The following is a 19,688-nucleotide window of genomic DNA, read 5'->3' as shown; positions in this document are numbered from 1 at the left end:
CCATTTTCCGCCCCCTGACGTAACGTCCCAGCGTTTTCGACTGAGGGGATCGACTGTCGCGGACACGTTCTGCTCGCGGGGCGTGTGGATGATAACTGCAGATAGCCGCCGATTTCGTTCTCCGCCTCGTCGCGTGACGGCTTAGACTTTGGTCCGAGGGCACTGTTTCATGCAGAAGATGTTTCTGTGCGTCGCTCTCCTGGCGAGCCTGATCGGCCCTGCGACGGCCGTCCGGGCGCAGACCGCCGACGACGACGCGTTCTCGGTGACGATCCGGCTGCAGAACGCGACGAGCGGTCTCGTCGACTATTATCTGCTCGATCCCGGGACGGGCGGGCTCGAATACTACGCGACGATGCCGCCGGGCGGGGTCGTCGAGCAGCTTTCGGCCGAAGGCATCGTCTGGGTGTTCGGTGCCAACCAGCGCGAGATCGCACGCTATTCGACCACCGGAACGCCGGACCAGATCTTCACCATCGCGCCGCAGACGGCACCCGCCGGCGCGGTCGCGCTCGTCCAGCCGCCGGAGCCGACCGGCATCCCCGACGGGGACATCCCGCAGAGCCTGAACGGCCCGGCCCATGCGGACGGCTTCAGCTGGAACTATGCGCGATACGTCGACGACGTCCGCAGTTTCGGCCTGACGGCGAGCCTGTCCCTCAGTGTCGCGGAAACGGACCAGTCGCGGTTCTCGGCGACCTGCAGCCGCGGGAGCGGCGGCCGGATCGCCGCCGAAATCGCGGCCGATCTCGGCGCCATCGCGCCGTTCTCGGACGTGGCGATCGATTTCGTCGCGCGCGGCGCGAGCCAGACCGTGCCGGCGCGGAGCTTCGTTCCGGAATCCTCGGAAGGATTTGCCGGTTTCCGGCTCGACACCGGTGCCGACGACCGGCTCTGGCAGGTGTTTTCCGCCATGACCGAACTGCGCTACGGCCCCCGTGGAGCGGCTGCGCTGCGGCTCGACCTCGCCGGCATCGGCGGATCGCTCGCCGCCTTCCTCGGCGATTGCCGCCGGTTCGCCGCGGAAGCGGCGAACCCCGCCCTGGCGATGACGATCCCGCCCGCCTGCGGGCCGCAAGGCGTCAAGCGGTCCTTTCCCGGGGCACCGGTGACGGTGGAATTCGTGAACGCGACGGGGGAATTCCGAAACCTGACCTGGGTGGATGCGCAAGGGACGTTCGTGCAGATCGTCGGCCTGAACGACGGCGAGGCGACCGTCGTGAGAACTTCCACCGGCCATGTCTGGGAATTCACCGACGGTCCCGGCAACTGCATCGAGGCCTACCGGCCCGCCGCTACCGAGACGCGGCTCACCATCTCGCGCAAGAGCCCCGGTTTCGGACCCGAATGACGATGCCCTGCGCCGATGTCCCGCCAAACCGCAGCCCGAGGTCCGCGATGAGACACCCGAACGTGCCGGCCCGCCTGTTCGCCCTGTCGCTCGCGATCGCCGCATGGCCGGCGGCAGCGCAGCAGCAGCCGCTGGGCACGCAGCAGCCCCTCGGCGGTGCCCGGGTCTCCCAGCCGCCGCCGGCCGCGCCGCAGGCGGTCCGGCTGCGCTTCGTCAACGCGATGAGCCAGCCCGTCGACTATTACCGCGCCGATCCGCGCACCGGCCAGTTCGCCTACGTGGCCACCATCGCGCCCGGCGCGAGCGCCGACCAGAATTCGGAGCCGGGCGGGGTCTGGGTCTTCGGCGTCGCCCAGCAGGAGTTCCAGCGCCATCAGGCCGGCCCGGAGCCCTACCAGAGCCTCGTGCTCGCTCCCCCCGGGCAGCAGCGGCCGGCCACGGTTTCGGCGGCACCGCCCGGCGGCCCTGCGCCGCAGGGTCAAAGTTCCGCCGGGGTGGTGGTCCCGCCCGAGGTCGTCTCGCCGCCGCGCCGGGTCGCGGCAGCCCCGACCGGCGGCGGGGGATCGTTCGGTCCCGCCGCATCGTGGGGCGGAGTCGTCCGGTCGGGACCGGGCATGGAGAACGCAAGGCTGGCGAGCCTGGCCGAGCGCGAACCGATCGAGCTTCTGGAGAATACCGGCGTGATGATGAACGGCTATCCGTGGTTCCGCATCCGTTACCGGGGCCAGACCGGGTTCCAGTGGGGCGGCATCATCTGCGGCGACGGCGCTCCGGTTCCCGGCACGCACGAGGTCTGCCGCTAAGCGTGTCGCCATCCTTCAGATTTGCGCCGCACGCTTCAGGTCCTTGTTTTCGCGCATGTCTTTCACCCCAAAACCGGGGCCCCACTCCCGGGAGACATGCTTCAGACCGGGCCGGACACGCACCGCCACGGCGCGCGCCCCATCGCACGCGAACGGGGGACGACGGGCGCAAGGTCTCCACCAGGCGACCGCCGTCGCAACCGCCCGGCCCTCGGTGGGGCATCCGTCTCCCGCACGTCGATCTCCCCGATACCCGCGGAACGGGGACGCAGCGCCCCGCGGCGGCTTTCGATCCATGCGTCGGCGACCGTCCCGCCCGTCAGCTGTTCAAATTCCCCCGCAAGGTGTCGTGGGTGTACTTCGTGCGCATCAGGCCGCGGCGCTGGAGTTCCGGGACGACGAGTTCGCAGAAGTCGCGCAGCGCGCCGGGCGCGGCGTAGCTCTTGGTCAGGATGATGCCGCCGTTGCGGCCGCCGGCCTCGTGCACGCCCTCGATGTGGTCGGCCACTTCCTTGACGCTGCCGACGACGAAGTTCGAGCGCTCGGTGATCCAGCGCCGGCCGAGATCCTCGATCTCGGTGTCGGGATCCTCGGTGTTGAGCAATTCCTGGAAAGGTCCCCAATAGGTCTTCTGCGACTTGATCAGGTCGACCATGTCGACGAGCTTCATCTTGCCGTCGAGCCTGGAAAAGTCGAAGCCGAACTGGAAGGACAGTTCGATCAGGCCGGCGTTGGGCGGCAGGGTCTCGAGGAAGCGGCGCTCCTTGCGGATGGCGTCCTCGCGGGTGTCGCCCGCCACCACCCTCACCTGCCAGAAGACGCCGAGGTCGCGCGGCTTGCGTCCGTGCTTGACGGTCAGGTCGTCGAGAACGGCGCGGTGGGCGGCGATGCTCTTGTTGGTGCGGCGCGAGACGAACTGCATGTCGGCGTGCTTGGCCGCGAGGTTCATGCCGTCGTCCGACTGGCCGGCCTGGATGACGACCGGCCTCCCCTGGCGCGAGGGCAGGCAGGGCAGCGGTCCGCGCACCTTGAAGTGCTTGCCGACGTGGTTGATCAGGTGGACCTTCGAGGGGTCGGCGAAGATGCCGTTCTCGCGGTCCATGAGGATGGCGTCGGCCTCGACGCTGTTCCAGAGGTCGATGACCACCTGCAGATGCTCGCGGGCAATGTCGTAGCGCTCGTCGGGCGGCAGCATGGTGTCGAAGCCCCAGTTCGCCGCCTCGTTCTTGTAGGCCGAGGTGACCGCGTTCCAGCCGACGCGACCGCCGGTGACGTGGTCGAGCGAGGAGAACAGCCGCGCGACGTGGAAGGGGTGGTGGTAGGTCGTCGACATGGTGATGCCGAAGCCGAGATTGGGCGCGGCCTTCGCCATCAGCGAGATCATCGGCATCATGTCGTGCTTGGGCCAGCGATAACCCTCGCGCAGCGGCGTGGCGTAGCCGTCGCCGAAATTCTCCGGCGTCTCGGCGGCGTCGCCGAAGAAGATCATGTCGAAGAAGCCGCGCTGGGCGATCCGCGCCAGGTCCTCGTAGAAGCTCGGGCCGTAATAGTCGTAGTTCATCCACGATCCCGGCGTGCACCACAGATGGTCGGTGTGGATGAAGGAACTGTCGATCGCGAGGTGGATGGATTCGGATTCACACATGGAGCGCTCGATCTCTCATTGAATGGAGCGCCCGCCAGGCCGTCCCTCCCGGGACATCGGCGGCCGTGCATGGCGGCCACCTGGTTCGTTCATGCGGCGACCGGCGAGAGGCGCCTGAGCCGCGAGCCGTGGAAGACCAGCGGCTCGACGCCGGGCTGCGTGCCCAGCGCGTGGATGGCCAAGAGCACGATGACGTGGTCGCCGGCATCGATGGTCGAATGCACCGAACAGTCGAGATGCGCGGCCGCACCTTCGACGAAGATCGCGCCCTGCGGCGTCGCGGACCAGTCGACGCCGTCGAAGCGGTCGCCGGTCTTCGACGACAGGCTGCGGCAGGCCGCGTCATGGCCCTCGCCGAGAACGGAGACGCCGATGCGCGGTGCGTCCTTCAGGCGCTGCCAGGTGGCGGAACTGGTCTGGATGCAGACCGAGACCAGCGGCGGATCGAGCGAGACGGAGGTGAAGGAGGAGGCGGCCATGCCCGTCGGCTCGCCCTGCGTCACCGCACAGAGCGCGGTCACCCCGCTCGGATAGCAGGCGAAGGCGTCGCGCAGGGCGCGGGCATCCTTCGGCACGTCGATGGCAATCGTCATGATCGGTCCTTTCCGGCAGTTGCGGACATGCTGTCCATTTCGTCTCTGGCTCCTCCGCAACCGTGAACGCCCGCAGGCACGTCCGTCGAGCCGGTCACCGCAGGAGCGGCCGCGTCTGATCCTCGAAGAAGTCGCGCACCGCCTTGCGGTTCGGCCGCTGATGCTCGACCATGGCCGCGACCGTCGCCTCCACGTCGCGGGCCGCCAGCGCGGCCAGCAGCGCGCGGTGTTCGCGATTGGCCTGGTTCAGGCGGTCCTCGATGCGCCGCACGGTGATGTTGAGCATGACCGTGAGCGAGTCGCGCAGCGGATTGATGATCGCGCTCAGCCGCGGCGCGCGCGTGCAGTTGGTCAGGAAATTGTGGAACACCCGGTTCAGCCGGACGAATTCGGTGACGTCGGTGACGACTTCGAGTTCGTCCTGAAGCGCGTTGGCGTGCTCGAGCTCGGCCTGCGTGATGTTTTCCGCCATCAGCCGCGCCGACAGCGGGATGAGGGCCGCCAGGATGCTCGTCGTCTCGATCATCTCCTCCTCGCTCATCTTGCGCACCACGGCGCCGCGATGCGGGTCGAGATGCACGAAACCCTCGGCGCTGAGCTCGTTCAGCGCCTCGCGCACCGGCGTGATGCTGATGCCGAGGCCCTCGGCCAGGTCCTTCTGCAGCAGCTTCTCGCCGGGCCTCACCTCGCCGGCGAGAATCGCGGCGAGGATGCCCTCGCGCGCGAACTGCTTCAGCGTCTGCCGCCGCGTGCCGTCGGCCCGCAGGTGCCGGACGGCGCCGGCGAAATCGGTCACGCCGGCGTCGCTCTGTGCGACGCCCTTCGGTGCGGTATTGTTCATGGCTTCCTCCCTGGTGGTGGACGAGCCCGCCGGAGCGGGCCCGCCCGTTCTAGCTGTTCAAGTTGCCGCGCAGCGTCGTCGATGCGTATTTCGTGCGGACCAGACCGCGCCGCTGCAGTTCGGGCACGACCATCTCGACGAAGTCGCGCAGCATGCCGGGAGCGGCGAAGCTCTTGGCCAGGATGATGCCGCCGTTGCGGCCGCCCGACTCATGCACCGCCTCGAGATGGTCCGCCACCTCCTCGACCGAGCCGACGACATAGTTGGAGCGATCGGCGATGTAGCGGCGCCCGACCTCCTCCAGCGTCGTCTCGGCCCCTTCGGTCTTCACCAGTTCCTGGAAGGTACCCCAGTGCACCTGCTGCTGCTGCACCACCTCGAGCAGGTCGCAGAGCTTCATCTTGCCGTCGAACCTGGAGAAGTCGATGCCGTAGAGGAAGGACAACTCGATGATGCCGGCATTGTCGGGCAGCGAGTCGAGGAAGCGCTTCTCCTTGCGGACGGCGTCCTCCTTCGTGTCGCCGACCTGCACCCGCACCGACCAGAACACGCCGAGGTCGCGCGGCGAACGACCGTGCTTCACGGTCAGGTCGTCGAGCACGGCGCGGTGGTCGGCGATGCTCTTCAGCGTCCGGCGCGAGACGAACTGCATGTCGGCATGGAGGGCGGCGAGATTCATGCCGTCGTCGGACTGGCCCGCCTGGATGACCACGGGGCTGCCCTGCGGCGAGGGCAGGCAGGGCAGCGGCCCGCGCACCTTGAAGTACTTGCCCGAATGGTTGACGAGATGGACCTTGGAGGGATCGGCGAAGACGCCGGTCTCGCGGTCCATGACGATGGCGTCGGCTTCGACGCTGTCCCACAGCGCCCGCACCACCTTCATGTGCTCGCGCGCCTTCTCGTAGCGTTCGGCGGCCGGCATCATGGTGTCGAAGCCCCAGTTCGCCGCCTCGTTCTTGTAGGCGGAGGTGACCGCGTTCCAGGCGACGCGGCCGCCGGTGACGTGGTCGAGCGAGGAGAACAGCCGCGCGACGTGGAACGGGTGGTGGTAGGTGGTGGACATGGTGGTGCCGAAGCCGAGGTTCGGGGCCACGCGTGCCATGTAGGGGATCATCGGCACCATGTCGTGCTTGGGCCAGCGGATGCCCTGCTCCAGCGGCACGTCGTAGTTTCCGCCGAAGTTCTCGGGCGTCTCGGCGGCATCGCCGAAGAAGATCATGTCGAAGAAGCCGCGCTGGGCGATGCGGGCCACGTCCTCGTAGAAGTCGGGTCCGTAGTACTGGTAGTTCACCCAGGAGCCCGGCTGCGCCCAGAGATGGTCGGTGTGGATGAAGGAACAGTCGACGGCGAGGTGCATGGTCTCGGACTGGCACATGGAGACGGCCTTTCGTGATGCGGTGAATGCGGCGGAGGCGACGGGTTCAGGCGTGGCTCAGACGGGGCGGCTCCAGGACAGGAAGTGGCGCGACGCGGCGACGACGATGGCGTGGAGCGCCACCCCCAGCACCGACAGCACGATCAGCACGGCGAAGATGCCGGCCGAGTTCATCCTCGCGTCGTAGATCTTGATCAGCGTGCCGAGCCCGACCAGCGTGCCGGAGCCGAGCAGTTCGGCCACGACGGCGGCGGTGAGGGCGAGCACCAGGCTGACCTCGAAGGCGGCGAAGACGAAGGGCAGCGCGACATAGGCCTTGACGCGCGTGAGCGTCTGCCAGCGCGTGGCGCGATAGGCCTTCATCAGCTCCATCTGTTCCTCCGAGGTGGAGTCGAGACCGGCCATGGTGTTCACCAGCACCGGAAAGAACAGGATGCTGATGACCAGCGCGATCTTCGATTCCATGCCGAAGCCGAACCAGATCAGGAACAGCGGCGCCACCGCCACCTTCGGCACCGCCTGCAGGGCGACGATGTAGGGCTGCAGGATCGCCTTGAGCACCGGGATCTCCGACAGGATCACGGCGAGCGCGATCCCCAGCAGCGCGCCGATCACGAAGCCGATCACGGTCTCCTGCATGGTGATCCAGATCGCACCGACCAGGATGCCCGAGACCGTGAGGGCCCAGAGCGATTCCAGCACCTCGGCCGGCCCCGGCACGATGCGCGGATCGACGTCGAGACCCCGCACCAGCAGTTCCCAGGCGAGGATGCCGCCGAGAAGCTGGAGGATCTTGATCGTGACCTGCCGAATGATCGCCCCGAGGCGGGAGTTCTGCAGCCCCGCCAGCGTGGCGGCCATCGCCGCCGTCGCACCGGCCTTGTCGTCGGTCATGGCCATGGCTTCCTCCGGTCAGTGCGGGATCAAGGCGCGGATCTCCGCGCCCAGCTTCGCGAAGCGCGCTTCGCCGCGGATGTCGGCCCGCCGCGGGCGCGGCAGGTCGATGCGGATGTCGGCCACCACCCGGCCGGGACGGGCCGCCATGACCAGCACCCGGTCGGACAGGTAGACCGCCTCGGCGATGTCGTGGGTGATGAACACGACGGTCGGGTGGCTGTATTCCCAGATCGCCAGCAGCTCGTCGTGCATGTGCTCGCGGGTCAGGGCGTCGAGCGCGCCGAAGGGCTCGTCCATCAGGAGCACGGACGGCTCCGTCATCAGGGCCCGGGCGATCGACACCCGCTGCTGCATGCCGCCGGACAGTTCGCCCGGATAGCGCTGCCCTGCCCCCGTCAGCCGGACCATGCCGAGCAGCTGCTCGACGCGCGCGGCGATCTCCGCCTTCGACTTGCGGCCCTCGAGCTCGGCCGGCAGCGCGATGTTGCGCGCCACCGTCAGCCACGGCAAGAGCACCGCCTTCTGGAAGGCGATGCCGATTTCCGGCGACGGCGCGGTGACGACGTCCTTGCCGAGCAGGACGGCGCCCTTGGAGGCATCGATCAGCCCGGCGATGATGCGCATGACGGTCGACTTGCCGCAGCCCGACGGACCGACGATCGAGACGAACTCGCCGCCGGCGATCTTGAAGGTGGTGTCGGCGAGCGCCGTCACCTCGTCGCCGGTGCGCGTCCTGAACACCTTGGTCAGGGCCGAGACATGGATGGGGCTGGCCTTGCTCGACGTCGGCAGCCCCGCCGCCTGCGAGAACTGCATGTTCATTGGCTGGCCGCCTGCATGATCGGTGCGCGGTCGAATTCGTTCGCCTTGGCGTTGAATTCATTGGTGAAGAACCGGGTCGGGTCGAAGTCGGTCTTGATCTGGCCCGTCTTCTTCAGGAGATCGTAGTGGCGCTGCCAGGTGGCCGCATCCTGCGAACCCCACATGAAGTCGATCGGGAACTCGTCGATGCGCATCTGGCCGATGGTGGCGCCGAGGATGCGCATCTCCTTCTTCATCGCAGCCGCGACGTCCTCGCCCGGCAGCGGTGCGCGCGTGGGATAGGTCTCCCAGAAGGTCTCGACCACCTTCTCCGGATTGGTCTTGATGAAGACCGCCGACTTGGCGACGCCGCGGGCGATCGTCTCGACGATGTCGGGGTTGGCGGCGATGTAGTCGTCGCGGGCGACGAGGCCGATGCCGTAATAGTCGTTCTGCCAGTCGCCGTAGGGCAGCAGCCGCAGGTCGTAGCCGGCGTTCTGGTAGGCGGCAAACAGGCCGGGCCAGGCAATGAAGGCGTCGATGGTGCCCGACTTCAGCGCTTCCATCGAGGTCACGCCATAACCGGTCTCGACCACGCTCCTGGCGGGCGCCTCGGCCTTGTCGTCGTCCATGCGGATCCTGGTGAAGGCTTCGAGCGTGGTCGACAGCGCGGGCATGCCCACGACCTTGCCGGCCAGATCGCCGAAGTCCTGGATCGGCGAACCGTCGAGCACGGCGGCGGTGTAGATGCTCTTGCGGATGAGCACGTAGATCATCTTGACCGGCAGGTCGCCGCCCTTCTCGGCGGTCAGCAGGACGCTGTCGGGTCCGAGCATGGCGAACTGCGCCTGGCCGGAGAGCAGGAGCTGCATCACCTGGCCGCTCGTGCCGGCGGTCTCGATCGTCACGTCGAGACCTTCCTCCTCGAAATAGCCAAGCTGCGCGGCGAGCGGACCGTAGGGTTCGTAGGAGACGTCCTGGTCGGTCGTGCTGAGCACGATGGTGGCCTTCTTCATGTCCTGCGCCGAGGCGGCAACGACGGGAAGCAGGGCGAGGACGGACGCACCGGTGATGGCGGCCCGGAGCCAGGCGCTGCCTCCGAGTGAGCCCGTGACCTTGAGATATCGAATTCCAGACATGACGGCGGTTCCTTGTTCGCTTTCGAGCTGCACAACGATCCGCCTTGGACGTTCCCCACGTTTTTTATAATTTATAAAATTCCCATGGCCAGCGGCTTGTCAAGCTGTTAAGCCTGTTTTTGTGACGATTTTCGTTTCTGCTTAATCCGTGTGCACGTCGTGATAAGAACCGCCATCTGCCGCCTCCCCCGTCCTGCCGAACCAGGCCTTGATCCGGCGTCGCCCCGGACCGCACCGCGGGCCGCGCGATGAAACAGAACGCCGCCTCCGTTCAGATCGGACGCACGGTCCTGCTCCTGTCGGCCTCCGGATTCGCCGCCAGCGTCAACCTGCGGTCGATGGACATCATGCTGCCGAGCCTCTCGGCGGATTTCGGCGTCACGGTCGGGCAGGCGTCGGTCGTCATCACCGCCTATGCGCTCGGCTATGGCGCCTGCCAGTTCGCGGTCGGGCTGATCGGCGACCGGTTCGGCAAGTACCGGCTGATCATGATCCTGTGCCTGCTCAGCGCGGTGGCCAGCGCCGCCGCAAGCCTCGCGGCGTCGATCGGCCAGCTCGCGGTGGCGCGGCTGTTCGCGGGGGTCGCGGCCTCGGGCATCGTGCCGCTCGCCATGGCCTGGATCGGCGACCACGTGCCGATGGCCGAGCGCCAGCCGGTGATGGCGCGCTACATGTCCGGCACGATCTCGGGCGGCCTGCTGGGCCAGGTGATCGGCGGGATCCTGGCCGAGCATTTCGGCTGGCGGATGACGACCATCGTCTTCGCCGCCGGCTTCCTGGTCGTGGCCGCCGCGCTCGCCTGGGGAACCCGCTTCACGCGCCGGAGCCTGGCTGCTCCGCCCGAACGCATGAGCATGATGACGCATCTCGGCGCGCTGCGGCACAACCGCTACGGTCTCATCGTGCTCGGCGGCGTCGTCATCGAGGGCATCGCCTTCTTCGGGCCGCTCGCCTTCACCGGTGCGAGCCTGCACCACCGTTTCGGGATCGATCTCGGCACGGTCGGCCTCGTCATCGCCTGCTTTCCGCTCGGCGGTCTGGTCTATTCGTTCTGGCTTTCGCGTCTCCTGAAACGCTACGGGCAGACCTCGATGATCGCCGCCGGCGGCGGCTTCGCGGCCGTCGGCCTCTGCACGCTGGGCGCGAGCCCCTATCTCTGGTCGATGCCGATCGCCGTCGCCGTGCTGGGTTTCGGCTTCTACCTGATCCACAACCCGCTGCAGGTGCATGCCACGCAGATCATCCCGGCGGCGCGCGGAACCGGCGTGGCGCTGTTCGCCACCAGCCTGTTCGTCGCCCAGTCGGCGGGCGTGGCGCTGGTCGCGCCGATCGTCGACCGCTGGGGGCTGCCGCCAGTCTACTTCCTGTCGGCCGCCGTGCTGGCGGTCAGCGCCCTCTGGCTTTCGAAGGGACTGGGGCGGCGCTCCGCGCCCGCCCCGGCAGCCGCGCCTGCAGACGTGTGAGGCAAAGCGCCCGGCTGGGGGCCACCACGCCGGTTCCCGGCCGCATCAGTCGGCCGGCCGCCAGAGCGGACCGCGCTGCCGGACCGGATCGAGCAGCGACCAGTCCGTCGCGGGCAGGTCGTAGCCCTGCGGAAAGGGCGGCCGCGCCTCCATGCCGATCGACGCGAGCACGCGGTCGTCGCGATAATAGGCGCGGGTCACGACCGCCTCCACGACGGCGAAGGCCGCGGGCTCGGCCGAACGCATCGCCGACAGCAGCGACGCCCGGGCGGCGGGATCGAGATCGACCAGACGTCCGCCCGCCGCCGCGTCCACGCTTTTCAGGAGGACCGCGAGAGCTGGGCCGTCCCGGCCGAGCGGGCCGGCCATGTCGGCCAGGATGGCCTCGTCGTCCGCGCCGGGAACGCCGAACGCCGCGCTCGCCGGGATCATGTGCCCGGCGATGCAGCGCAGGCAATCGGTCTCGGCCGCCGAAAGAAGCGGCGGTTGCGGTTGGAAAGCCTGTTTTCCGTCAGTCGAAGAGGTCATGGATGCGGCTCTTGATCTGGTCGGCGACGTAGAGCGCGATCGCCTGGATGGTCGACGTCGGATTGACGCCGCCGGAGGTGACGAAGACGCTGCCGTCGACGATGAACAGGTTCTTCACGTCGTGACTGCGGCCCCATTCGTTGACCACCGACGTCGCCGGATCCGTGCCCATGCGCGCGGTGCCCATCAGATGCCAGCCGGCATAGGAGAGCGGCGCGCGGGTGACGATGTCGCGCGCGCCGGCGGCCTTCAGGATCTCGGTGCCGCGGGCGACCGAATGGTCGAGCATCCGCTGCGTGTTTGCGCTCAGGCGATAGGTGATCTTCGGCGCCGGAATGCCGTTGCCGTCGCGCAATCGAGGGTCGAGCGTCACGCGGTTGATCGGCTCCGGCAGGTCCTCGCAGATCGAGACCATGCCCGCCTGATGGTCGAACAGTCTGCGGAAGGCGGCGTGATGCCCCTCCCCCCAGGGCAGCAGGCCGTCGGCCATGCCGTTGATGGCGGTTGCCACCGGCCCGGCGCCGCGCGTGAACTGGTAGCAGTAGCCGCGCAGGAAATTTCGCGCCGGATCGGTCTCGTAGAACTGCATCGACCACATGAAGACGCGCGAGCCGCGATAGCCGTCCATCGGCTGGTCGAAGCGGCCGCGTACCAGCGCATAGGGGTGGAACATCAGGTTGCGTCCGACCTGGCCGCTCGAATTGGCGAGGCCGTCGGGAAAGCGCTCCGACGCCGAGTTCAGGAGGATGCGCGGCGTGCCGATGCCGTTGCAGGCCATGATCACGATCTCGGCCGGCTGGAAGACCTCCTCGCCATCGGCGTCGAAATACCAGGCGCCGGTCGCCATCCGGTCGTCACTGGTCTCGATGCGGCTGACCCGGCAGCGCGTGCGCAGCTCCACGCGGGCGCGCAGAGCCTCCTGCCAGTAGGTGATGTCGGTCGAGGCCTTGGCGCCCTGCGCGCAGCCATGGCCGCAATGGCCGAGGTTGATGCAGGCCGCCCTGCCCTCGTGCTCGCGCGCATTGATGGCGGTGTCGGAGGGCCACCAGTGCCAGCCGAGCCCGTTCATCGCCTGCCCCAGAACCTCGCCGGTGCGGCCGAGCGGCAGCGGCGGCATCACCGCCTCCTTCGGCGGATAGGCCGGATCGCCTTCGAGCGCGGCCACGCCCGTCATGCGGTCGTTGAGCGCGTAGAAGGGCTCGAGCGTGCGGTAGTCGATCGGCCAGTCGTCGGCGACGCCGTCGAGGGTCCGCACCCGGAAGTCCGACGGGTGCATGCGCGGAAAATGGCCGGCATAGAGGATGGTGCCGCCACCGACGCCGTTGAAGTTCGCCACCTTGATCGGCGAGTCGTCGTCGTTGACGGGATAGTCGGCCGGCATGGCGCGCCGGTTGGGACTGATCGCATAGTCCTCGAACTGCCGCGCCTCCCAGTCGCGGCCCGTGCTCGGATAGCGCGACGACTGCTGCCAGTCGCCCTGCTCCAGGCACAGGATGCGCATGCGGGTGTCGGCGAGGCTCCAGGCGACCGCCGCGCCCGACGCGCCGGCGCCGATGACGAGCACGTCGACGGGATCGTTGATCTTCGAGCGGTTCACGAGGGATGCCCGGCGGTTCAGAGCGCCAGGCGCGGCGTCTGGGTGCGGTTGATCAGGCCGGTCTTCCGCAGCGGCGGATACTTCGCCAGCGCAGCCTCGTCGGGTTCGGTGCCCCAGCCGGGCCGGTCGGGCAGGATCAGATGGCCGTCCTTGTATTCCGGCGCGTGGGTGAACACCTCCGCATCCCAGGCGATGCGGTCGATGTCGGTCTCCATGATGCGCATGTTGGGCACGACCGCGCTGAAATGGGCGTTCATCATCGTGCAGAGGTGGCCGTAGAAATTGTGCGGCGCGACGTTGATCTCGTAGGCGGCGGCCGCGGCGGCAATCTTCAGCGACTGCCAGACCCCGTTCCAGGGCGTGTCGATGATGGCCACGTCGACCGCCTGGTTCTGGAAATAGGGCAGGAACTGCTGCAGGCCGATCAGCGTCTCGCAGGACGAGATCGGGTGCGGGCTGTGGGCGCGGATATAGGCCAGCGCCTGCGGGTCGAGCGTGTCGATCTCCACCCAGAACAGGTCGAGATCGGCCGTCTCGCGCAGGATCTTCAGGAAGCCCTCGGTGCGGGCGTTGAAGTTCAAGTCGAGCAGGATGTCGATGTCCGGCCCGGCCGATTCGCGCATGATCTCCAGATGCTTGCGCAGATCCTTCAAGGTCTTGCGTTCGACGTTGAGCGAGGGCTCGTGCGGCCGGCCGAAGCCCGGCGACCAGGCCTCGATGCGGTCGTCCGCGTCATAGTGGAAGATGTTGGTCTTGAGCGCAGTGTAGCCCTCGTCGCGCACGTCGCGGGCGATCTGGCGCACGCCATCGGCGTCGACGATGCCGGGCGAGAAATGCTCGGTGCGCATCCGGTAGGCCACGCAGTGCGACCAGTAGACCCGGATCCTGTCGCGCACCTTGCCGCCGAGCAGCACGTGGCAGGGGACGTCGAGCGTCCGCGCCTTGGCGTCGAGCAGCGCGTTCTCGATCGCGCCGAGCGCCTGGCCGACCACGCCGCCCGACGCCGGACGGGTGACGTTGTGCAGGTCCTCGCGGATGTGCTCGTGCAGCATGGCGCTCTGGCCGATGACGCGGTGGCTGATCTGCTCGATCACCGAGGTCACGCCCGGCGAGCCGAAGTTCTCGTCGTATTCGCTCCAGCCGACGACGCCGTCCTCGGTGGTGATCTTCAGGAAGTGGTAGTTGCGAAACGAGTTGCTGCAGGACAGCGTCTTCACCTCGCCCACGATCGCCTTGTTCTTCACGGTCATTCCTCGGCTTCAGAGTAGTCTGCTGATGAAGCGCTCGGCACTTGCCGGCGCAGTTGGATGAGTTCGATCCGCGCGAAGCACCCCCTCACCGTCACGCTTCGCGTGCCACCTCTCCCCCTGCCCGGGGGAGAGGAAAAGTGCTGCCGCGCTGCCGGCACTTGTCCAGCCTGGCTTCCTCTCCCCCGGGCAGGGGGAGAGGTGGACGCGAAGCGGACGGTGAGGGGGTGGTTGCCGCCGGGCATTCCTTTCGTTCAAGAGACTGGGAGGCGCATCAACTTCACCCCCAGCCCGAAATCGACTTCACGTCGGTGAACTCCTCGATGCCCCAGCGTCCGCCCTCGCGCGCCCGGCCCGAAGCCTTGACGCCGCCGAAGGGCGAGCCGGCGCCCCGCGGCTTGCCGTTCATCTCCACCATGCCGGACCACAGCAGCCGGGCGATCCGGTTGCGGCGCGCGCCGTCCTGGCTCTGCACGTAGTTGGTCAGCCCGTAGGGCGTGTCGTTGGCGATGGCGATCGCCTCGTCCTCCGTATCGAAGGGAATGATCGACAGCACCGGCCCGAAGATCTCCTCGCGCGCGATGGTCATCTCATTGGTCACGTCGGCGAAGACGGTCGGCTGGACGAAATAGCCGCGGTTGAACCCGGCCGGCCGGCCAGGCCCGCCGGCGACGAGCCGCGCGCCCTCGGCGATGCCCGTCTCGATCAGGCCCTGGATGCGATCGAACTGGCGCTGCGACACCACCGGGCCGATATGCGCGCCGGGCTGGCTCGGCGGACCGACGGCGATCGACCTGGCTATCTCGCCCGCCGTCTCGACGGAGCGTTCGTAGATCGAGCGCTCGACGAGCATGCGCGACGGCGCATTGCAGTTCTGGCCGCTGTTGACGAAGCACTGGCGCACGCCGCGCTCGACGGCGGTATCGTCGGCATCGGCGAAGACGAGGTTGGCGCCCTTGCCGCCGAGTTCCAGCGCCACCCGCTTCAGGCTGTCGGCGGAGGCCTTCGTGATCGTGATGCCGGCCCGCGTCGAGCCGGTGAAGCTCACCATGTCGACGTCGGGGTGGGTGGCCAGCCGGTTTCCGGCTCCCGGGCCGTCGCCATGGACGAGGTTGAAGACGCCGGGCGGCAGGCCGGCCGCGTCGACGATCTCGGCGAAGACGATGGCCGACAAGGGCGCGATCTCGGAGGGCTTCAGCACCACCGTGCAGCCGGCGATCAGCGCGGCGGCGACCTTCAGCGTGATCTGGCTGATCGGCCAGTTCCAGGGCGTGATCAGCGCCGCAACGCCCACCGGCTCCAGCACGATGCGGTCGTCCGGCGCATGGGCTCCGAGCGGCCGCACGAAGTCGAGATCCTTCGCCGCGGCGATGAAATTGGCCATGTGGCGCGGGCCGGATCCGGCCTGCGCGGCGCGTGCGAGGTCGATCGGCGCGCCCATCTCCCGCGAGATGGCGCGGGCCATGTCCTCGGTCCGTTCGAGATGGATCGCCCGCATCCTGTCCACGACGACGATGCGCGTTTCCGGCGCGGTCGCAGCCCAGGCCGGGAAGGCCAGCCTGGCGGCGGCCACTGCGGCATCCACGTCGGCGTCGCCTGCCAGCGCGACGGTGCCGAAAACCTCTTCGGTCGAGGCGTCGACCAGCGTCTGCCGGGCGTCGGAACGGGAGGGCACCCAGCGGCCGTCGATGTAGACATCGCGCAGTTCGATCATGGCATGGTCTCCCGTGTGGCTCACCGGTCCGCTCCTTCCAGCGCCCTGGCCGTCAGCCGCCGTCCCGAGCCGGTGTCGAAGACGTGGACGTCTCCGGCGCGCGCGGCGAGGTGGATCGTCTCGCCCGGCCGCACCTCGGTGCGGCCCCGGATCAGGACGCGGATCACGTTCTCGCCCAGGCGCGCGGTGATCTGGGTCTCCGAGCCGGTCGGCTCGATGACCGAGACGACCGCCGGCCAGCCGGCCGCAGCCAGAGCGAGATGTTCCGGCCTGATGCCGACCGTCACCCGGGCCTTCCCGCGGACGGGCAGCGGCAGCGCCAGGCGCGACCCGTCGTCGAGCACCAGGGTCTCGTCGCGGTCGACGATGCCCTCGAGGAAGTTCATCGGCGGCGAACCGATGAAGGCGGCGACGAACAGGCTGCCCGGCCGGTCGTAGAGGTCCAGCGGCGGCCCCATCTGCTCGACGATGCCGCCGTTCATCACGACGACGCGGTCGGCGAGCGTCATCGCCTCGATCTGGTCGTGCGTGACGTAGACGGTGGTGACGCCCAGCCGCTGGTGCAGTTCCTTCAGTTCGGAGCGCATCTGCACGCGCAGCTTGGCGTCGAGGTTGGAAAGCGGCTCGTCGAACAGGAAGACGTTGGGCTGGCGCACGATCGCACGGCCCATCGCGACGCGCTGGCGCTGCCCGCCGGACAGCGCGCGCGGCTTGCGGTCGAGCAGCTGTTCCAGCCCGAGGATGCGTGCGGCGTCCGCCACGCGGGCATCGATCTCGGCGCGCGGCAGCCGGCGCTGGCGCAGCGCGAAGCCCATGTTGTCGCGCACGTTCATGTGCGGATAGAGCGCGTAGTTCTGGAACACCATGGCGATGTCGCGGTCCTTCGGGACCACGTCGTTGACGACGCGCCCGCCGATGGCGATCTCGCCTCCGGTGATCTCCTCGAGCCCCGCGATCATGCGCAGCAGGGTCGACTTGCCGCAGCCCGACGGCCCCACGAGTGCGACGAACTCGCCGTCGGCGATGTCGAGCGAAACGCCGTGGATCACCTCCAGCTGCCCGTAGGTCTTGCGGACGCTCCTGATCGCGACTGTGCCCATGGCCCCTGCCCTCCCTGTTTCCTGCCGGCTTGCTGCCGGTCTGTCTCGTGTCTGTCGGCGGTCGGCTAGCCGACGTTCCTGGCCCTGGCCGGATCGTCGGATTCGAGGTCGCGGGTGATCGCCTCGTAGGCCGCGCGTTCGTGCAGCTTGACGAGCGCCGCCGCCGCCTCGAAGGCGCCGGCGCGGATGGCGTCGCGGATCGCCTTGTGTTCGGACAGCGAGTCCGCCATGCGGCCGGTGATCATCTTGAAGCCGCTGTGGACCGAGGTCAGCGCGCTCAGGTTCATCAGCATGCGCAGCGACCATTGCGAATGCGGCGTGTCGTAGAGCAGCGTGTGGAACTCGTGGTTGAGCTGGATGTAGCGCGCCGCATCCTGCGCCGCGACCGCCTCGGTCGCCGCCTCGATGTTGGCGTCGATCTCGGCGAGCCGCTTCGGGCCGTAGCTCGCCGCGCCGAGTTCGATCGCGAGCGCACCGATCAGGCCGCGCAGGGCGTAGATCTCGCGCAGCTGCTCGCGCCCGGCGCTCGCCACCACGGCGCCGACATGCATCTGGACCTCGAGCCAGCCCTCGGAGGCGAGGCTGCGGATCGCCTCGCGGATCGGGGTTTCGGAAATCCCGAGCGCCTCGGAGATCTCGCGGGTCGTGATCCGGTCGCCCGGCTTGACCTTCCGGGAGATGATCAGTTCCTCGATGTGCCGGCGTGCGAGGTCGGCCTTGGACAGATAGATATGCGGCTGCGTCATCGTTTCCCCCGCCCCTGCATTGCGTCCGTCATGTCGGTCATCCGGTTCACCCCTTCGTCGCGCCGTCGGCCAGTCCCTGGATCAGCCATTTCTGGACCAGCAGGGCGAAGACCACCACGGGGATGACGGTTATGGTTCCGACCGCCGTCAGGGCGCCCCAGTTCGCGCCGTTCACCGTGTCGCCGGCGATGCCGGCGATGGCGACGGGGATCGTCGAGGCGTAGCGGTTGGTCAGCACCAGCGCGAAGAGCAGTTCCTCCCAGGCGAGGATCATGCTGAAGATCATGGTCGACAGCAGCCCCGGCATCGAGATCGGCACGATGATCTTGAAGAAGGCGCCGAAGCGGCTGCAGCCGTCGATCATGGCCGACTCCTCCAGCTCCTTCGGCAGGGCCAGGAAGAAGCCGCGCATCAGCCACATCACGTAGGGGATGAGGAAGGTGCAGTAGGCCAGGATCAGCGTGATGTGCATGTCGGTGACGCCGAGCGAGCGGGCGACGAGGAACATCGGCACGGCGAGTGCGATCGGCGGCACGCCGCGCGACAGGAGGATGAGCACGCCGATGGTACCCGCGCCGCGCAGCCTGATGCGGGCCAGCGCATAGCCGGCCATGGCGCCGGCGACGATCGACAGCAGGCCCGAGCCGACGGCCACGATGATGGTGTTGATCAGGCGCCGCGAGATGTCGGCCCGCTGCATATAGCTGACATAGGTCTCGAGCGTCGGCGTGAAGAACAGGGTCGGCGGCACGGTGAAGATGTCGCGCTGCTCCTTGAAGGAGCTCAGCACCATCCAGAACACGGGAAACAGGAAGACGAGACAGGCGAAGACGCCGGCGGCGATGCGGACCTTGCGGCCGAACCGCGACCTCCTCCGCAGCGGAGGGTGGAGTGCGGCGGCGGTCAATAGCGTTGCTCCAGCTTGCGGGTGCCGAACAGGAAGAGGCCGGTGAGCAGCATCGTCAGCACCAGCACGATGACGGCCATGGCGGCGGATTCGGCAAAGCGCAGCGACCGGAAGGCTTCCTCGTAGATGAAGAGATTGATGACGTTGGTCGCGCCGCCCGGCCCGCCATAGGTGGCCGCCAGCGCGATGTCGAACATCTTGACCGCGCCCAGCCAGCGCACCACGAAGGTGGCGGCGATGATCGGCACGAGCAGCGGCAGCGTGATCGACCAGAGCATCGACCACCAGCCGGCGCCGTCGATCTCGGCCGCCTCGAAGAGGTCGCGCGGCAGCGACAGAAGTGCTGCGGTGGCGATCAGCACGACGAAGGGCGTCCACCGCCAGGTGTCGATGATGACGATCGCGGCCATGGCGAGGTTCGGATCGCCGAACCAGTCGAGCGGACCGAAACCCGCCAGGCCGATCACCCAGTTCATGATGCCCCAGAGCGGGTCGAGGATCATGCGCCAGATGCCGCCCGCGACGACCGGGGCCACGACCATGGGGATGATGAAGAGGGCGCGGACGGTGCCGCGTCCGCGCCAGTCGGCATTGATGAGGAAGGCAATGCCGAATCCCAGGACGATCTGCAGCGGCAAGGCAAAGACCAGATAGACCAGGGTCACCTTCATCGACGACCAGAAGCGGTAGTCGTCGAGCACGTGTGCGTAGTTCTCGAAGCCGATCCATTCGACCGCGCCGAAGGTCATCAGGTCGAAGCGGGAGAAGCTGATCTCGATGGTGTAGAAGATCGGATAGGCGAGCATCGCCCCGAGGATGACGGCCGCGGGTCCCATGAACGCCCAGCGCGACGCGACGTCCGACAGTCTCGTCCATGCGCGGGGTCGCGCCCTGCGTGCGCCCGCTGCCGTCACTGTGCTCATGGCGAAGCCCTCCCGCAA

Annotated in this window: 18 protein-coding genes; 3 read left to right on the top strand and 15 right to left on the bottom strand. The window is 68.1% G+C overall.

The window, feature by feature from the left end; all coding sequences use genetic code 11:
* Window positions 1–169 precede the first annotated feature (169 nt).
* Together IAI54_RS02335 and IAI54_RS02330 are read left to right on the top strand one after the other, a co-directional pair.
* Window positions 170–1,351 (top strand): hypothetical protein, encoded by a 1,182-nt coding sequence (locus IAI54_RS02335; RefSeq protein WP_187970826.1) that lies wholly within the window; start codon window positions 170–172, stop codon window positions 1,349–1,351.
* A 47-nt stretch (window positions 1,352–1,398) separates the two neighbouring features.
* Window positions 1,399–2,154 (top strand): hypothetical protein, encoded by a 756-nt coding sequence (locus IAI54_RS02330; RefSeq protein ID WP_187970825.1) that lies wholly within the window; start codon window positions 1,399–1,401, stop codon window positions 2,152–2,154.
* 319 nt (window positions 2,155–2,473) lie between these two features.
* On the opposite strand, the gene IAI54_RS02325 is transcribed toward IAI54_RS02330, so the two are convergent.
* From IAI54_RS02325 to IAI54_RS02295, 7 genes are all read right to left on the bottom strand, one after another.
* Window positions 2,474–3,799 carry an NtaA/DmoA family FMN-dependent monooxygenase gene (locus IAI54_RS02325; RefSeq protein WP_187970824.1) on the bottom strand — a complete coding sequence of 442 codons (1,326 nt, stop codon included), beginning with the start codon at window positions 3,797–3,799 and terminating at the stop codon, window positions 2,474–2,476.
* An 89-nt stretch (window positions 3,800–3,888) separates the two neighbouring features.
* Entirely contained in the window at window positions 3,889–4,392 is a 504-nt protein-coding gene (locus IAI54_RS02320; protein WP_187970823.1) for a flavin reductase family protein, read from the bottom strand.
* A 94-nt stretch (window positions 4,393–4,486) separates the two neighbouring features.
* Window positions 4,487–5,233: a GntR family transcriptional regulator gene (locus IAI54_RS02315; protein ID WP_187970822.1), complete on the bottom strand. Its 747-nt coding sequence runs from the start codon at window positions 5,231–5,233 to the stop codon at window positions 4,487–4,489.
* 49 nt (window positions 5,234–5,282) lie between these two features.
* On the bottom strand, window positions 5,283–6,608 hold the full coding sequence (locus IAI54_RS02310; RefSeq protein ID WP_187970821.1) for an NtaA/DmoA family FMN-dependent monooxygenase: 1,326 nt from the start codon (window positions 6,606–6,608) through the stop codon (window positions 5,283–5,285).
* A 57-nt stretch (window positions 6,609–6,665) separates the two neighbouring features.
* On the bottom strand, window positions 6,666–7,508 hold the full coding sequence (locus IAI54_RS02305) for an ABC transporter permease (protein WP_187970820.1): 843 nt from the start codon (window positions 7,506–7,508) through the stop codon (window positions 6,666–6,668).
* A gap of 12 nt (window positions 7,509–7,520) precedes the next feature.
* The gene (locus IAI54_RS02300) at window positions 7,521–8,327 is read right to left on the bottom strand and encodes an ABC transporter ATP-binding protein (RefSeq protein WP_187970819.1); all 807 of its coding nucleotides are present in this window, start codon (window positions 8,325–8,327) and stop codon (window positions 7,521–7,523) included.
* Window positions 8,324–9,445: an ABC transporter substrate-binding protein gene (locus IAI54_RS02295; protein ID WP_187970818.1), complete on the bottom strand. Its 1,122-nt coding sequence runs from the start codon at window positions 9,443–9,445 to the stop codon at window positions 8,324–8,326. The genes IAI54_RS02300 and IAI54_RS02295 overlap by 4 nt, the downstream gene beginning before the upstream one ends.
* Before the next feature lie 248 nt (window positions 9,446–9,693).
* Between IAI54_RS02295 and IAI54_RS02290 the strand changes: the two genes are divergently transcribed.
* Window positions 9,694–10,908, top strand: a complete 1,215-nt coding sequence (locus tag IAI54_RS02290) for an MFS transporter (protein WP_187970817.1) — start codon at window positions 9,694–9,696, stop codon at window positions 10,906–10,908.
* Window positions 10,909–10,953: 45 nt separating this feature from the next.
* On the opposite strand, the gene IAI54_RS02285 is transcribed toward IAI54_RS02290, so the two are convergent.
* The 8 genes from IAI54_RS02285 to IAI54_RS02250 all read right to left on the bottom strand — a co-directional run bounded on the left by IAI54_RS02285 (window position 10,954) and on the right by IAI54_RS02250 (window position 19,670).
* Window positions 10,954–11,436, bottom strand: a complete 483-nt coding sequence (locus IAI54_RS02285; protein WP_187970816.1) for a hypothetical protein — start codon at window positions 11,434–11,436, stop codon at window positions 10,954–10,956.
* Window positions 11,420–13,018: a GMC family oxidoreductase gene (locus IAI54_RS02280; RefSeq protein ID WP_187972984.1), complete on the bottom strand. Its 1,599-nt coding sequence runs from the start codon at window positions 13,016–13,018 to the stop codon at window positions 11,420–11,422. Before IAI54_RS02280 ends, IAI54_RS02285 begins: the two co-directional genes overlap by 17 nt.
* 32 nt (window positions 13,019–13,050) lie before the next feature.
* Window positions 13,051–14,283 carry a mandelate racemase/muconate lactonizing enzyme family protein gene (locus IAI54_RS02275; protein ID WP_187970815.1) on the bottom strand — a complete coding sequence of 411 codons (1,233 nt, stop codon included), beginning with the start codon at window positions 14,281–14,283 and terminating at the stop codon, window positions 13,051–13,053.
* 277 nt (window positions 14,284–14,560) lie between these two features.
* Complete coding sequence (locus IAI54_RS02270) at window positions 14,561–15,994, bottom strand: aldehyde dehydrogenase family protein (protein ID WP_187972983.1); 1,434 nt, start codon at window positions 15,992–15,994, stop codon at window positions 14,561–14,563.
* A 20-nt stretch (window positions 15,995–16,014) separates the two neighbouring features.
* Entirely contained in the window at window positions 16,015–17,094 is a 1,080-nt protein-coding gene (locus IAI54_RS02265; RefSeq protein WP_187970814.1) for an ABC transporter ATP-binding protein, read from the bottom strand.
* A 65-nt stretch (window positions 17,095–17,159) separates the two neighbouring features.
* A complete protein-coding gene (locus IAI54_RS02260; RefSeq protein WP_187970813.1) occupies window positions 17,160–17,840 on the bottom strand; it encodes a GntR family transcriptional regulator in 681 nt (226 codons plus the stop codon).
* Window positions 17,841–17,886: 46 nt separating this feature from the next.
* Entirely contained in the window at window positions 17,887–18,747 is an 861-nt protein-coding gene (locus tag IAI54_RS02255) for a carbohydrate ABC transporter permease (protein ID WP_187970812.1), read from the bottom strand.
* Window positions 18,744–19,670 (bottom strand): carbohydrate ABC transporter permease, encoded by a 927-nt coding sequence (locus tag IAI54_RS02250; RefSeq protein WP_235679228.1) that lies wholly within the window; start codon window positions 19,668–19,670, stop codon window positions 18,744–18,746. The genes IAI54_RS02255 and IAI54_RS02250 overlap by 4 nt, the downstream gene beginning before the upstream one ends.
* Window positions 19,671–19,688: the final 18 nt, after the last annotated feature.

Origin of the sequence: Aquibium microcysteis (genome assembly GCF_014495845.1) — a bacterium.
In the GTDB taxonomy this organism is placed as follows: domain Bacteria; phylum Pseudomonadota; class Alphaproteobacteria; order Rhizobiales; family Rhizobiaceae; genus Aquibium; species Aquibium microcysteis.
Note: the sequence above shows the minus strand (reverse complement) of the source record. Positions and strands in the feature narration are given on the sequence as shown.

Excerpts from the sequence above, each read along its gene's own strand:
- IAI54_RS02250 (WP_235679228.1), bottom strand. The coding sequence starts at position 19,670 with ATGAGCACAGTGACGGCAGCGGGCGCACGCAGGGCGCGACCCCGCGCA.
- IAI54_RS02335 (WP_187970826.1), top strand. The coding sequence starts at position 170 with ATGCAGAAGATGTTTCTGTGCGTCGCTCTCCTGGCGAGCCTGATCGGC.
- IAI54_RS02310 (WP_187970821.1), bottom strand. The coding sequence starts at position 6,608 with ATGTGCCAGTCCGAGACCATGCACCTCGCCGTCGACTGTTCCTTCATC.
- IAI54_RS02260 (WP_187970813.1), bottom strand. The coding sequence starts at position 17,840 with ATGACGCAGCCGCATATCTATCTGTCCAAGGCCGACCTCGCACGCCGG.
- IAI54_RS02295 (WP_187970818.1), bottom strand. The coding sequence starts at position 9,445 with ATGTCTGGAATTCGATATCTCAAGGTCACGGGCTCACTCGGAGGCAGC.
- IAI54_RS02275 (WP_187970815.1), bottom strand. The coding sequence starts at position 14,283 with ATGACCGTGAAGAACAAGGCGATCGTGGGCGAGGTGAAGACGCTGTCC.
- IAI54_RS02305 (WP_187970820.1), bottom strand. The coding sequence starts at position 7,508 with ATGGCCATGACCGACGACAAGGCCGGTGCGACGGCGGCGATGGCCGCC.
- IAI54_RS02315 (WP_187970822.1), bottom strand. The coding sequence starts at position 5,233 with ATGAACAATACCGCACCGAAGGGCGTCGCACAGAGCGACGCCGGCGTG.
- IAI54_RS02300 (WP_187970819.1), bottom strand. The coding sequence starts at position 8,327 with ATGAACATGCAGTTCTCGCAGGCGGCGGGGCTGCCGACGTCGAGCAAG.
- IAI54_RS02290 (WP_187970817.1), top strand. The coding sequence starts at position 9,694 with ATGAAACAGAACGCCGCCTCCGTTCAGATCGGACGCACGGTCCTGCTC.
- IAI54_RS02270 (WP_187972983.1), bottom strand. The coding sequence starts at position 15,994 with ATGATCGAACTGCGCGATGTCTACATCGACGGCCGCTGGGTGCCCTCC.
- IAI54_RS02325 (WP_187970824.1), bottom strand. The coding sequence starts at position 3,799 with ATGTGTGAATCCGAATCCATCCACCTCGCGATCGACAGTTCCTTCATC.
- IAI54_RS02320 (WP_187970823.1), bottom strand. The coding sequence starts at position 4,392 with ATGACGATTGCCATCGACGTGCCGAAGGATGCCCGCGCCCTGCGCGAC.
- IAI54_RS02265 (WP_187970814.1), bottom strand. The coding sequence starts at position 17,094 with ATGGGCACAGTCGCGATCAGGAGCGTCCGCAAGACCTACGGGCAGCTG.
- IAI54_RS02285 (WP_187970816.1), bottom strand. The coding sequence starts at position 11,436 with ATGACCTCTTCGACTGACGGAAAACAGGCTTTCCAACCGCAACCGCCG.
- IAI54_RS02330 (WP_187970825.1), top strand. The coding sequence starts at position 1,399 with ATGAGACACCCGAACGTGCCGGCCCGCCTGTTCGCCCTGTCGCTCGCG.